At 62.8% G+C, this 12,826-nt stretch carries 12 protein-coding genes; 2 read left to right on the forward strand and 10 right to left on the reverse strand.

Annotated elements, in window-relative coordinates; genetic code table 11:
* Positions 1–25: 25 nt before the first annotated feature.
* From V7E00_RS18260 to V7E00_RS18280, 5 genes are read right to left on the reverse strand one after another with little or no spacing between them, the layout of a single operon-like run.
* Positions 26–439 carry a hypothetical protein gene (locus V7E00_RS18260; RefSeq protein WP_333574076.1) on the reverse strand — a complete coding sequence of 138 codons (414 nt, stop codon included), beginning with the start codon at positions 437–439 and terminating at the stop codon, positions 26–28.
* On the reverse strand, positions 439–1,635 hold the full coding sequence (locus V7E00_RS18265; RefSeq protein WP_333574077.1) for a nuclease-related domain-containing protein: 1,197 nt from the start codon (positions 1,633–1,635) through the stop codon (positions 439–441). The genes V7E00_RS18260 and V7E00_RS18265 overlap by 1 nt, the downstream gene beginning before the upstream one ends.
* A gap of 30 nt (positions 1,636–1,665) precedes the next feature.
* A complete protein-coding gene (gene mobF, locus V7E00_RS18270) occupies positions 1,666–4,788 on the reverse strand; it encodes a MobF family relaxase (RefSeq protein ID WP_333574078.1) in 3,123 nt (1,040 codons plus the stop codon).
* Positions 4,789–4,791: 3 nt separating this feature from the next.
* Entirely contained in the window at positions 4,792–7,095 is a 2,304-nt protein-coding gene (locus V7E00_RS18275) for a type IV secretion system DNA-binding domain-containing protein (RefSeq protein ID WP_333574079.1), read from the reverse strand.
* Positions 7,082–7,369, reverse strand: coding sequence for a ribbon-helix-helix domain-containing protein (locus V7E00_RS18280; protein WP_333574080.1), 288 nt, complete (start codon positions 7,367–7,369; stop codon positions 7,082–7,084). The genes V7E00_RS18275 and V7E00_RS18280 overlap by 14 nt, the downstream gene beginning before the upstream one ends.
* Positions 7,370–7,902: 533 nt before the next feature.
* Here V7E00_RS18280 and V7E00_RS18285 point away from each other — a divergent pair.
* Positions 7,903–8,142 carry a hypothetical protein gene (locus V7E00_RS18285; RefSeq protein ID WP_333574081.1) on the forward strand — a complete coding sequence of 80 codons (240 nt, stop codon included), beginning with the start codon at positions 7,903–7,905 and terminating at the stop codon, positions 8,140–8,142.
* Positions 8,143–8,356: 214 nt separating this feature from the next.
* Here the strand turns inward: V7E00_RS18285 and V7E00_RS18290 are convergent, their stop codons facing one another.
* Positions 8,357–8,938 (reverse strand): hypothetical protein, encoded by a 582-nt coding sequence (locus tag V7E00_RS18290; protein ID WP_333574082.1) that lies wholly within the window; start codon positions 8,936–8,938, stop codon positions 8,357–8,359.
* A gap of 234 nt (positions 8,939–9,172) precedes the next feature.
* Complete coding sequence (locus V7E00_RS18295; RefSeq protein ID WP_333574083.1) at positions 9,173–9,448, reverse strand: hypothetical protein; 276 nt, start codon at positions 9,446–9,448, stop codon at positions 9,173–9,175.
* A gap of 431 nt (positions 9,449–9,879) precedes the next feature.
* Between V7E00_RS18295 and V7E00_RS18300 the strand changes: the two genes are divergently transcribed.
* Positions 9,880–10,125, forward strand: a complete 246-nt coding sequence (locus V7E00_RS18300; protein ID WP_333574084.1) for a hypothetical protein — start codon at positions 9,880–9,882, stop codon at positions 10,123–10,125.
* A gap of 42 nt (positions 10,126–10,167) precedes the next feature.
* Here the strand turns inward: V7E00_RS18300 and V7E00_RS18305 are convergent, their stop codons facing one another.
* The 3 genes from V7E00_RS18305 to V7E00_RS18315 all read right to left on the reverse strand — a co-directional run bounded on the left by V7E00_RS18305 (position 10,168) and on the right by V7E00_RS18315 (position 12,542).
* Entirely contained in the window at positions 10,168–10,323 is a 156-nt protein-coding gene (locus tag V7E00_RS18305) for a hypothetical protein (RefSeq protein WP_333574085.1), read from the reverse strand.
* Positions 10,324–10,914: 591 nt separating this feature from the next.
* Positions 10,915–11,946, reverse strand: a complete 1,032-nt coding sequence (locus V7E00_RS18310; protein WP_333574086.1) for a DUF2493 domain-containing protein — start codon at positions 11,944–11,946, stop codon at positions 10,915–10,917.
* Between the two features lie 77 nt (positions 11,947–12,023).
* Positions 12,024–12,542 (reverse strand): DUF736 domain-containing protein, encoded by a 519-nt coding sequence (locus tag V7E00_RS18315; RefSeq protein ID WP_333574087.1) that lies wholly within the window; start codon positions 12,540–12,542, stop codon positions 12,024–12,026.
* Positions 12,543–12,826 lie beyond the last annotated feature (284 nt).

The following is a 12,826-nucleotide window of genomic DNA, read 5'->3' on the forward strand; positions in this document are numbered from 1 at the left end:
TTGATCTTGAGAAGCGTGGCGCATGTCAGCGCCGCCAAATTTGCCCTAGGCGAACCGACACGAAAAATATTGCGACGAGGGAAGCGAGCATGCGGGCGTTGAACGACGCCCCAGCTGGTGCAACGACAAACCAAATCAGCGCCAAAAGCGCCGCCATGCAAATCGCCACCCAGATATACGCATCATATTCTCCAGCAGCCATTCTGCCGGCACCTGCGAGATCAGCCAGAGTTGGGCGTATTTCTCTTCTGGTTTTCCAACCTCCGCTTTGTCCTGCGTCGTATAAAGCGTGAATCAGCTTGTCCCGTGCATCAGGCGGCAGGTCGAGGCCAACCTGGCTGCAGACTTTCCGGACGTCACGGGTGATGCGTTCGTATCTCGGGCGATCGATCGACACTGAGTGCCATGTTTGCCCTGTGAAAGAATGCGCGTTCGCCATTACATTTCTCCTGCCATGCGGTGTGGTGCGTCACTGGTGAGGACTGTTCGGATCTCGAGCGCCGACGCATCATCGTCGCAGATCCAGTTTTGAAAGAGAGGCTGCCATCGTGCGCGCCCCTGGCACGCGGCACTCAGGCGAGCCTTCGCCACTTCGTTGTCGCGTGCTGCGAGGAAGGCGATGCGGCCGTCAGGGAGCTCGCGCTCGGCAATGCCCGGAGAGATGACCACTGCGGGAGAGGCCTTGCGTTTCAGCGCCGGCTCCGCGGCGGGCTCTGACCCGTCCGCGTCAGATGGTGGGCTTGAGCGCGTAGGCCCCTCTTCAGCTTCTGCCTCGCCTTCTTCCTCTCCCTCTCCATCTCCATCGTCCTGGGCCGGCTGAAGGTCAGGATCCAAAGCCGTCTCAGCTTCCTGCGCTGCAAGCTCCTCCTCATCAGGCGCCTCGATCTGTGCCTCCTCGAGATCACTGCCCTTGGGAGCATAGCTGCGCGGCTCGAGGCCGAGGCGCTGCGCCAAGGTTTGACCGTCAGGGACATGGGCTGCTGCGAGTTGAGCGCCGATCGCGGCGAGCGTTGCGCTGGGTACGCCGCTCGAAAACAGCTTGCCGAAAGGGCTGACGCCGGCAAACTGGACCCACGCACGATGGAAGTTGTCGACCTTGTAGACAGGCAAGGCCTCAGTGATTTTCGTGCGGTCGATCTGCCCGTCCGCCGGGATGATGACGAACGCTTCGATCTCGTTGAATGCCTTGTCGTGGTCGTGGGCCTTCAACCAGGCACGCAACACCTCTCGCTGGCGCCGTGCCTGGGCGACGGGGTTCGGGATCTGCACCGGCCTGCGCCGGCCCTCATACCAGACAACCCACTCGTCATGCTTGTTACGCGACATTCGCCCCGAGTAGTTTTTCACCTCAACCACGGAGGCTTTACGCGAGAGGCGTGACAGGATGATGTGATCAAACTGCGCATATCCACCGATACCGTCGGGGAGACGGAGATCGTGGATCACAACGTTGTCCTTGCTCGCATGAAAGAGGCGATCAAGAATGTGCGCCGTTTCCTTCTCGCCGATTATCCCGCGCCGGTGGGCGAGCATTTTTTTTCGCACCCGATCTGGTGGGTTACGCGCCATCGCACTGGCGATCAGCGCATTCGCTTCAATCAACTCATCCAGTCTTGTCGACGCTTTGGATATCATCCCATTCCCCCTATGAAATTCTGATCAGCGTTAGAGTTCAAGCCCAAGGTTCTTCTCTGGAACCGGCGGCCCCTTCGCCCCCTTGGCGGCGTCGCCGAGGCCTAGGTCGTCGCTCTTCTTGCTCATCCCCATGTCGTCGCCGCCTTTGGCGTAGCGAGCGGCATCCTTCTCATCGAAGCGGGGCAGGGGAGGCAGCGACGCCAGATCGCTGGTGTTGAGGCTGAAGCGCATGGAGGGGCCGCTGGTGCTCTTCGAGCCGCTGCCGGCGCTCGGCGTGCCGCTGCTTCCCGGGCCATCGATGTTGATGCGCCCAACCGTCTCCATGGCCGAGGTCTTGATGCCGGTGTTTCGATCGAGCTGGCGCGAGACCTTCTCCTGGTCGTTCACCACGACGGTCAGGTCGGAGCGCACGCGGGTCACGCCGACGTTGAAGAGCTGCTGATTGGTGAGGTTCTTCTCGGCGCTCGACAGCGCCATGATGCCCTTATCGGCGGTCACGCCCTGGGCCATGTGCATGTTGAGCGAGTAGCCAAGGTCGAGGCGCGAGAGCATCGCATCGCCGTGCTGAAGCGTCAGCACCTGCTTGTTGGCCGTCTCGACCGTCACCCCCTTGCTGTCGATCGACGTCACGCGGGCGAGGGCGGATCGATCAAGCTCGCGGTTTTTGTCCTTGTCGGTCCACCGGATCGTCTCCCCCTCATGGATCTTGATCGCTTTGGGGATCGACAGCTCGAGGCGGTTGAGCTTGTTGGTGGGATCGATCTTCTGCGGGTCGATCTTGATCTTACACCCATGGAAGTCGAGTTCGACTTTCCCGCGCGGCGTCACCCCTAGGACGGTGAAGGTGCCCCTTTCGAGACCTAGCTCCGGCACCTTACCGGTGACGTCGAGGATCTGTCCCTTCTCGTAGTTCTTGGCGTAGCGCAGCTCTTCGGTCGTGAGGTTCACGCGCTCCCGCACGGTGACGCTGAGGCCTTCGCCCTTCAGCGTTCCTTCCACGGCCAAGCCTTCCTGGATGCGGTTGTTGATCGTGGCGCGGGAATCCCGTCCTGAAGCGAACACAGCCGTTGCGGCACGCTCCTCCGGCGACAGAGCAAGCCAGCGCTCCGCCGCGTGCAGCGCAGGGTTCTCATTCGTGACCACCTTGTCACCCAGGACCCTAAGCGCCGTGCTGGCCTTGCCGGTGTTCGCCAGAGTGGCGACGGTCCGCAGCTGGTCCGTCTTCTGTCGGAGGTTTTCGTTCATCCAGGTGATGGTGATCCCGCCGGCTTGGGTCAGCGAGAATGCCTTGCCGGCGTTGATCGAGCCGAGCTGCTTGCGATCGCCGACCAGGACGAGCTTGTCGGCGCCGAGCGCCTCGGTGATGTTGATCAGCTTCACCATGTCGTCGGTGGACACCATCGACGCCTCATCGACGGCCAGGATCGTGTTCTTCATCTCCGCGCGTTTGGCGACGGCTTCAGGGCTGGTCTTGTCGGTGAGGAAGCGCTCGTTTTGCCAGATGAAGGAGGCGATGGTCTGCGCCTCGATGCCCGCTCCCTCCTTCAGGTCGCCAACCATTTTGGTTTGAAAGGCGAGGCCGTGCAGGCGCTTGCCGCCGGTCTCCGCGACGCGGGCCGCTCCCTCAAAGGTTTGAGCAACCGCCTGCAGCATCGTCGATTTGCCCGAGCCGGCGACACCCTGAATGGCGACGATTTCGTCGCTGCTGGAGACGATCAGGGTAGCGGCGGCGAGTTGGCCCGGGTTGAGGTCATGCTTGGATGCTGCCTGCACCCGGTCTGGCGCTGCCTCTGCGCTGATGACCGGCGTTGCCTGGCCCTTCGTCGCTTCGATGCGATCGAGGATGTGCTGCTCCGCCTGCAGCGCCTCCCGGGTGGTCACCATGGTCCAGCTGGTCTCTCCCTCGCGGGGGACGCCGGGGATAATCCGCCCCTGCTCCACGAGCTTCTCAATGCGCTCGGAGACGTGCTGGATGGTCACCCCTTTGAGCCCGAGATCGAGCGCAGTCTTCGACAGCCGGTTCACGTCGAAGGCAGCTTCTCGCTGCGAGTGGATGCGGATTGCGGAGGCGACAGCAAACTGCGCGCGGGCGGCCTCTGGCGATGCAGCGACGCGGGCCACGCCTTTGTCCACCAGCGGATCCGGCGTACTGGTCAGGTTGCTCACGAACTCGCGTGCGCCGCGCACCACTTCGGCCATGAAAGCGTAGGTACGCTGAAGCGGGTTGGCATTCTCCGGGGCCGCGGACGCGCGCATCGCGGCAGCGATCATCTCCTTACCATCGAAGCCGTAGCTGGCCGCCTTCTCCCGCCAATCCGCGATCATCTTGTCGCGGTCCTCGAGTGATAGCTTTGGATCCCGAGTGTTGACCGTCACCCGGTCCAGGCCCTTCGGCGAGGAGATCCCCAAGGCCGCCGCCGCCTTCAGGATCTCGGCTCGACGCTGGCTATTCACCTCCATCACATCTTTCGGCACGCCAACCACCTCGAAGGTGCCGTGCTTGCCGCGCGTCTCGATCTGATAGCCGAGCTTCTCCATCTCGGCGCGCAGGAAGGCGTGGTAGATCGACCCGATGACGGTGTTGTTCGACCAGATCTTGTCGGCATGCAGCGCCTGCCACTTGCCCTCAGGCCCCTTGGTCAGGTTGGCGACCAGTGCGTGGACGTGGAGCTGCGGATCCAGCGCACGGGAGGTGTCGTGCTGGACCAGGGCGTATACCAGATTCCCTGTCTTCACCGGCACCTTCTTGCCGTCGACGTCCTTGCGCGTTTCGGCGAGATTCTTCTCGATCCACGCCATGGTGGCGCGCACCGCTTTCGTGTGCGCGCCGTCCTCCCCCAAGATGCGCTTATCGCCGGCAACCAGTGCCATGATCGACACAGACTTCGGCGCGGAGAAGGTCAGGTCATAACCTGGCCTGCGCCCTTGATAATCGGCCACCTTCTCGCCGGATGCGAGCTGGCCATTGAGGATTTTTCCGAGGTCGGATTTGGTGACTTCGCCCGAGACGCCGGCCTCTTCGGCCGACGCCCCGCCCCACTCGCTGTAATCGGCCGCGTTCTCGCCGGCGTAGTAGTCGGCAGAGGCAAAGTCGTCCTTGCCGTAATAGTCGGCGGCGCCCCCTGCGGACCCGATGGAAGCGATGGAATGCATGGCTTACATCCCCATCCCGTCATCACCGGGACCGAAGTCCTGGCGCATCTCCCTGATAGTCTGATCCTCCACCTCTACTGGTCGTGGCGCGGCCAAGTCGTCATGCCGGTTCAGGCTCGCATGTGCGCCCTCTGGGACTCGCTCCTGGCCGCTAATCCGCTCCGCCTCGGCATTGCCGCCACCATCACTCTTCACCGGCTCTGCGCGCGGTGCAGAGGGGTCCGCTCTGTTCTGCGCTTCACGGTTGACCAGGGCCTCTTCCTCGGTGGCTTCCGACGGTTGTGAGAGGATCCCCGCCGCAAGCGCTGCGGCTCCGTTTGCAGGGCCGGCGATATCCTCTACCAGCTCGGGCGACCCGTCTCTGCCGCCACCCTCTTCGCCATCCGCACTTCCACCCATTCTTCCGCGAACACTTGCTGCCGGCGGAGCCGGCGGGCGCTTCACGAAGCCGGGTGCAACCGTGGGGTAATCCTCCCACTGGAGCTGGATGCGAGCCGCGGGAAATCCGTCAGGGAATTTGACGAAGCCGTGCATCGAAGGAAGGTTCGTGATGTCGTCAGGAATGACGAGTGGTTCGATCTGTTTGCGAGGGGTCAGCGTCGAGGCGTCGCGGGTGTTGTTATAGCCGTAGCTATAGGCCTCATCCATCTGCCGAACCTCGCGGCTGCCGATGTACCGGCTGCACTGTTCGGCGGTCTCAAGATCAGCTGCAGCGAGGATCAGTTTAGTCCGCGCAAGCGACGACAGGTTGCGCGCGTTTTCCTCTCCGTAGACGGCAACCAGCTTGTCGAAAGAGTGGAGGCCAAGGATCATCGCGCCGCCGAAGTTTCGGGCGGTCTGAAGGCCGCTCTCGATGGCCGGGAGACGGTGCAGAGCGCCAAGCTCGTCGAACATGAACCAGGTGCGCAGTGAGCGGGTGCGCGGCATCTCCATGAGAGCGTAGATCGCCAGATTGCTCCACAGGGTGAGGAGCGCGCGGTTCATCTCCAAGTGGGTGTAGTTTGAGGTGATGAAGAGGATCGCTCCCGGCTTCTTGTCGCGCGTGATCCAATCCTTGATCGAGAAGGGCTCGCCCTGGTCGGGCAAGAAGCGGAGGACCTGCGCGTTGGTGTTGAAAACGGCTCGGATCGACTCTGCCATTCGGGCCGCCTCCGGGGCCGTGAGCGGATCTGCGATCGTCTTGGCTAGGTGCTTGTGGACCGCCTTCAGATCGGCGGTCATCAGGTGCTCTGAAAGGGCTCGGTTGCTGGTCTGCTTCTTCTCGATCAGCTTCATGCACATTTCGATGAACAGGGTGCGCGCAGCCATGGCCCAGAAGGGATCTGCGGACCCGCCGTCGGACGGGATCAGCGCCGATGCTGCAGCGGTGAATTCCGAGTAGGAACGGCAGTCGTTGAAGATGGTCCAGGATGGGCAGCGAGCGTCGAGCGGGTTCAGGATGGTGTCCCGCTCGGGGTCGTAGAATGCCTCGACATATGCACCTGTCAGGTCGAACACGACGGCGTTGTCTTGCCGGTCCTGCATCTGCTTGATGAGCTTGCGCAGCGCCGTTGTTTTACCGGCGCCGGTGGTGCCGATCAGCATCGTGTGGGACTGCTCTAGTCGGTGCGGATAAGGGATCCCCGCGAGCGTGTAAGGGTGGTGGATTCCAGCAGCCTTCCGAGCCCCGAACGGCATCCGCAAAACCTGTTGCGGTGAGTGGCTCGGAAAAACGTTGGCGGCCTCTTTCTGGAACTCGATTTGGTTGTGCTGGACGATCTCAGCGTAGAGCACATCTTTAGTCACCAGCATGGCGCCGCGCTCGTGCCGCTCCTCAAGGATGTTCTTGCCGCGTCGGCGGGAGAAATCGACGTACCAGACAGCGGCCGGCACGGTCACGAAGGTAGCGATGAACAGGCAGCCAATCAGGCCCCGGACAGCCTTGTGCCAAGCGAGCGCCACCTCGGGCACATAGGGCACATACCCCATATGGGTTTGGCGCACTGAGCCATCGGGGAGCAGGAGGTTCACCTGCTTCATCGGGTCGAGCGAAACCCAGCCCCAAAGGGTCGACAGGATCCGCATGCAGATGAGCTGGATGTTGTTCTCATCGAGCGTGAGCGAGAGCACGATCGTGTAGGCCAGGGCGAAGAGAACCAGCCACATGATCACCGGCATTTTCGCGCCGGAGAGCCACATCAGAACCTCATGGCTGAGGAGCTGACTGCCGCGGGTAAAGTTGCCCGAATTGCGCTTTACGTCGCCGCGCGCGGAATGGTGCTGGACGGTGACGGGGCGGCCGTCGCTACGGATGTCAACGCGCGCCATGATAGCGCTCCATTCGGTTGTTCACCTCGGCGAGAATTCCGTCACGAAACTCGGGATGATTTTCTTGAAGGATCGCATCCATGGCGAGCTGCGCGTACTCGCAGACCCGCCGCAGTCTCAGATCGCTAGCGGTGAGGAGCTGCTGGCCGAGGAGGTACTGATCGACTGCCCGGCGAATAACTTCGCCAGTTGAGCAGCCAAGGCGGCGGGCCGCGGCATCAACTAGGGTCACTTGTTCCGCGCTAAGGCGGATTGTGCTTGGTCGGTAAGTCACTCGATCAACCTCCGGGCAAAGGAGGCTGATGGGTGTTAAGTAGGCCCTATTGTTGTACCGGCTGCGGGCGGTACATGCAATGGCAACCCGCGGGTCATGCAAGAAAACGTATTCGCGGCGACTACCGATAACCTATTGAATTTGCGCGCCTATTTGTCGGTATTCGCCGCGCTTACAATTTGGCACCGCCGCGCATACGCGCTACGCTCACGCTAACATGTTGATAATAGGGAAAAACTCCAGCACCTCGGTGCGTAGGGTGTGCTCTCTGAAGTCCCAAATTTTGGGTGGAGTTGATCCTGCTGCTGATCGATTCAGATCGATGGGAATGGAACGCGGATTCCGCAGGGCACCTGCTCGCCAAGTGGCGAAACTGGCCATGAAAGCGCTTCGCGCGGGCGGGTTTCATCCGCCGAAAAGCGGTCGACATGTGCGATGATCCTGTAGGGGGATAGGGGGTCTTTTCCGGCCAATCTGGAATGGATATGATGGGCCTGTTCAGAGCCCGATCAGCCTGACCGAAAGGCAAGGAAATGGCGAAATCACTGGACGCTGAATGGGCCGCGATCGAGGCGGAAGAACGCAAGCTGGCGGAGCGCCGAAAGGCGCATCAGGCCAAGCTTCGGGAAGCTTCGATTGCCGCGGTTGAGAGGGCCGGAATGCTACGGCTTCCGATCGACCGTCTTGAGGGCCTCATGAAGGCAGTGAAGAAGCTGGGCTGGGACGAAGTGGAGAAGAGGCTGGACTGCGGCCCGATCTCTGCGGGCGCCTAGCAATGCGGCGGCCGCACGCGACAGGAACCCGCGTGCGGCCGTTTGCTTTTCCGGCGATGTGAGGCAACGGCAAGCGCTATAGGCGCGATGACGGAAGCCGAGCGAGCAGGGCAGGGGCGTGGCTCCGCCGGCGCGGCGGTATCAGGCAAAAAAATGGGAAGCGTGGCCGCCAGGCCAACGCTTCCCATTTTGCTTTTCTGAAGGTGTGCGAGGGTCAGGCCCAAGCGAGGTGCGGAGCTCCATCGAGCGCCCGCACGCGAGCCATTTCATTGAGGTGCGGAAGATAGGATTCCAGCTCCGGCTCACTCGATATTCGGCGGTGAAGGCTCGGATCGGAAAGGCGGCCACGAAGCTCGTCCAGCGGGATCGCGCCAACCGTCTCGGAGCCGTCGAGCCCGAGCATTTCGAGGATCGCGGAGCCGCTCTCGGTGGATACCTCCAGCGCTGGCGCGGCATCGGGATCGGACGAAAGGCCGAGCCAGATGTCACGGTCATCCGAGCGCCACAGACGGATCCTTCGTCCGCGAAACTGGGCTTCTTCGAGCACCACGATCACGCCGGGATAATGGTCGAAGCAGGCCGACACGGAGGCGAGGGCGAGGGGGCAGACGCGGGCACTGAACGAGAAGCTGCGGTCAACGATCGTGCCGTGCTCCGCGATAAGGAGCTGGATATCGAGGCGGGTGCTCTCTCGGTTCAGCAATCGGCATAGTTCGACCAGCTGATCGGGGTTGATGATTGCGGGCGTGATGGTGAGGGGATTGAAGCCGTCGTCGACGCGGAACCTGATGGACATTGCCACCTCCTTCGGTTGAACCGCTTCTCCCTTTCTCCCTCCTCTCTAGCGCCCTGTGGGCGCGCCTGATCGTCGCGGTTTAGCCGGCGATGCGTAGTGCCTCGCGATGCCCGCCAGGGCGTCGCCAGAGGCCGAGCGAGCAGGCGGGAGCGCCCCGGCAGCAGGCATGAAAAAGGGCCACGAGGTTGCCCTCGCAGCCCTGAAAAACAGAGGAGCAGAGCGCTCCCCTCGATGCTACTTCAAGAACGGTGCCACAGCGGCCGCGGACGCACCTACAAGCGCCACGATGCCGATGATGCTCGTGATGATAATCATCCACACCCGCATCTGGTCGACGCCCTTGTTGACCGCGTCCACGCTCATCTTGATGCCGTCGAGCTTCGCTTCCAGCGCCTTGTTTGCCTGACCGATAGCCACGTCGATGTGCTCCTCGAGCGCTTCCACCACTTTGGCGGCAGTTTCCTCATCGATATTAGCGCTCTTCAGAGCACGAAACAACAGAACCTCCATGATGATCCTCCTAGATCGTCGAAAAGACGGTCTCTCGCGTTGAGTGCGGCGGCGAGGGTCAAGGATCGCGCAGCGACCGCGTAAGCGGCGGTGGGGGCAACGATTTTCCCGCAGGGAAAATGGTGGGGCCCCGCCGTCCTTGAGGCTCGCCGCCGCGCCCAACACACTGGGACATCTTTGAGAAAGAGATCCCCACACGCGCCCATGGCGTGGGCCGGGGCTCGATGCCCCGGCTCGCGCCTTTTCGCGGCAATGCGTAGCCAGGGGAGGCCCGAAGGGGCCGTACCGACGCGAGCGAGCCGGATGTTGATCGTTGGGTTAATCCATCGCTGCTTTCGAAGTGCGGATTCCACCCGAATTGTGAGCTGGTGGATCCGCGGATAAAGCCCACGAGACACCGCCGGGGAACTAGCGGGCACGTAGAGGACGCGATGAGTTCGGAAGACGCTAAAGCTGGCCGTGAGATCGTCGATCGGGCCGATCAGGCGCTTAGGGAAGGCGCAAAGGTCTTCCTGCAAACGCGCAGCCGAGGCGAGACGTTCGCCGCCACTCGCGTGACCGCCGGACCCTCGACGGTACGGATCGTTACCGAAAGCGGTACCAGCTATGATCTGGCCTACAGCGCCATTGAGGCGGCGCGGTATGTATGGGGTGAGAACCGCAGGGTCGGTGCTTAACCCCCTGCTTGGGGGACGCGGCCGCAATGTCGTTCAAGGCGCTCACGCCGGAACCGCGGCGAGCAGGAGATGCGGCGGAATGACGAAGCGGGCGAACATCTCGATCGGGCCGTCGCCCTCACGCGCGAGGCGGGAATCGAGGTGCTGCAGGTAGCTCCACGCCTCGGCGGATTCGAGGTCGACCCACTCGTCTGCCATCGAGGTTCGGCGGCAGAATTCGGGTGTCATTTGCGACCAGTCCAAGCCGTCCAAGAACCGCGCTCGGCGCTCGGCATATCGGGCAATGCGGGCATAGTCTGAGGCGATGATGGCGATACAGTTCGAGAGGAGCATGGGATGCCCTTTCAAGCGGTTGAGACCGCCTCTCTCTTCCCCTCTCCACTCTCGGCCGAAGGCCGACAGGAGCGCGCGAAGCGCGGCGACCGGCGAGGCGTAGCCGGCGCGCCCAAGCCGAAGGGCTTGGCCGCGCCGCGAGCGAGCCGAGAGGGCGGCAAAAATTGCCGGGTGTCCGGCTGTTTCTGGCGCGCCAGATCGGCGATCCAGAGTTTGCGGCAGCGCCTTACCGGAGGGGGGAAGGTCGCCGCGCGTGCTGCCGCTTCCGAGCCCCGACGGGGGCGAGGCGGGCGGCGGCGCGCGCGGCGACCTGGCGTGGGGGGAACCAGTAGGGTTCACCCCACTCCCGAAGGCACGACAAAGGGCCAGCGCCGGGAGGAAAGCCCCCGAAGCTGGCCAGTCATTTCCTGCCAAGGAAAACAGGGGAGGGCGGCCCGAGGGGTGCCGCCCTAGACCTTATCCCCACATGCTGCGCTGCGGGGCGGGGGCTTGGTTCGCGTATCGGAATGCGTGGGTCGGGACGCCAGCGGCTTTGAGGCTGTCGAGCAAGTTTGCCTGAATGCCGGAGCCTTCACAGACGATTGCCTCAACCGCGCGAAGGCCTGCAAGCTGATCGTTGCGGACGAACCCCGCGCGGTTGCCATGGCGGGCGCTATTCGGGGCGAACGCGACAACCGGAACCTTGCGGCTTGCGGCCCATGCCGTGGCGATCGCGTCGGCACCTTTCCGCTGTGCGGTGGTGCAAAGCGTCATGCTGGGCACGCGCTCCTTGATCTGATCAAGGCGGGTCCAGATTTGTTCGTGGTCGTGCCACTCCTGCCCGCCCGAAAAGACGACAAGCGGGCCGCTGGGCGCGCGCTGTTCCCGTAGGGCGGTGGCGCGGGCTTTGAGGAAGTCGGCGGCGGCGATCTGGCTTGCGGTGGTGGCGCTGGAAACGCGGGTTCCGCGCGCGCTGCTCCAAGGGCGGCCGGTCTGGGCGCGGTAGCATTCGGCGGCATAATCGCGCATGCACTCGATTGCGGCTCGCTGCTCCATTTTGGTTTGGGTGCGGATCTGCAATTCCTCGACTTCCACCGCATAGATTTCGGAGGAATCCGGGTGGCGGATCATCTCGCCAAGCTCGAGCGAAAGCGCGTCTTCCTCGCGGGCCAGCTTGGCGGCTTCAAAGTGGAAGCTGTTGACGAACCCCCACGCAATCGCCTGCGCGCTCGTCTCTAGGCGGGTATCGCGGAACACGTCGAAAAGGGTGACCATGATTGCGTGGCAATCGTGCTGCGCCTCGGCGGGCTCGGGCATGTCGAGTTCCTGCGCGGGTGCGCCCGCTTCCACGATGGAAAGCGCGCCGACGTCGCCGAACGCTTCGACAAACTCGGCGGCGGCGGTTTCTTCGGTGAACACCGCCGCAATGGCCTGTTCCCGCTCGATGCGGAGGGCTTCGCCAAGCTGGGCAAAGCTGGTAAGGCGCGTGGAAGTCGTTTCCTTCGTCATGGCGTCGATCCTTGGCAGTGGTTGCGATCAGGGTCGGGGGAGCGGTTCCAGCGCTCTCCCCGCCCGTCTGACGGTCGTTAGAAGGGGACTTCTTCGTCCAGCTCGCGCGGGTCGATTAGCTGGCCACCTTCCGTGGCGTTGCCCGCGAAGTCGTCCGAACCGGAGCGGCGCGCATTGCCACCCATGCCGCCCAGCGAGGGGAAGCTATCGTCGGTCGCTTCTTCCTGACGGTTCCGGCGGCGGCGATTGCCATCCATGTCGCGATTGCCGCGTTCGGGGCGGTTCCACACGACGCGGTAACCATCCTCGACGTTGCCGAACAACAGGATGGGGAGCGGTGCCGAAAAGCTCGGATCTTCGAGGCGTCCCTGATAGAAAACCTCGCCGGTGGTGTTGCTTTCCTGCTCCCACAGCGCGCCGACCTGGACCCAACGGCGGGCGACGTTCAGGGCCATGATCTCGAACGCGGGCGCGCACTCATTGTTGCTGTTGGTCGGGCGGAGGCCGAGGCGGGGAAGGTCGATGCTGACCGAGGCGATCGAACCAAGAAGATCACCGTTCGGGGCGCGCTTGAATTCACCGATGTTCATGGTCATTACTCCAGTAGGCGGGGGCTTCTCCCCCCTGTCTGGTCCGGGGCGTCTCCCCTTCCCTTCCGACATCTTCCTTTTACTCTCTCCTCTCTAAGTATTGAAGCGCATTGTTTTCTTGACGAAAACTCATCGTACATGGTGAGTCCGAGCAAGAAAAAGGCCCCGACTAGGGGCCGCAAAGAAAAATGCAAATAACGCATTGGCCGCCCATGCGGCCAATTCTTCTTCTATAGCTGCGTTGAGCGCGGCTCGCCCTTGATCTCGTCGCACCTGGAGCCGTCCTCGCA

The organism is Sphingomonas sp. (genome assembly GCF_036731925.1).
Classification (GTDB): domain Bacteria; phylum Pseudomonadota; class Alphaproteobacteria; order Sphingomonadales; family Sphingomonadaceae; genus Sphingomonas.

Coding starts and splice junctions, on each gene's coding strand:
- V7E00_RS18265 (WP_333574077.1), bottom strand. CDS start 1,635: ATGATATCCAAAGCGTCGACAAGACTGGATGAGTTGATTGAAGCGAAT.
- V7E00_RS18300 (WP_333574084.1), top strand. CDS start 9,880: ATGAGTTCGGAAGACGCTAAAGCTGGCCGTGAGATCGTCGATCGGGCC.
- V7E00_RS18295 (WP_333574083.1), bottom strand. CDS start 9,448: ATGGAGGTTCTGTTGTTTCGTGCTCTGAAGAGCGCTAATATCGATGAG.
- V7E00_RS18285 (WP_333574081.1), top strand. CDS start 7,903: ATGGCGAAATCACTGGACGCTGAATGGGCCGCGATCGAGGCGGAAGAA.
- V7E00_RS18290 (WP_333574082.1), bottom strand. CDS start 8,938: ATGTCCATCAGGTTCCGCGTCGACGACGGCTTCAATCCCCTCACCATC.
- V7E00_RS18275 (WP_333574079.1), bottom strand. CDS start 7,095: ATGGCGCGCGTTGACATCCGTAGCGACGGCCGCCCCGTCACCGTCCAG.
- V7E00_RS18310 (WP_333574086.1), bottom strand. CDS start 11,946: ATGACGAAGGAAACGACTTCCACGCGCCTTACCAGCTTTGCCCAGCTT.
- V7E00_RS18305 (WP_333574085.1), bottom strand. CDS start 10,323: ATGGCAGACGAGTGGGTCGACCTCGAATCCGCCGAGGCGTGGAGCTAC.
- mobF (WP_333574078.1), bottom strand. CDS start 4,788: ATGCATTCCATCGCTTCCATCGGGTCCGCAGGGGGCGCCGCCGACTAT.
- V7E00_RS18315 (WP_333574087.1), bottom strand. CDS start 12,542: ATGACCATGAACATCGGTGAATTCAAGCGCGCCCCGAACGGTGATCTT.
- V7E00_RS18260 (WP_333574076.1), bottom strand. CDS start 439: ATGGCGAACGCGCATTCTTTCACAGGGCAAACATGGCACTCAGTGTCG.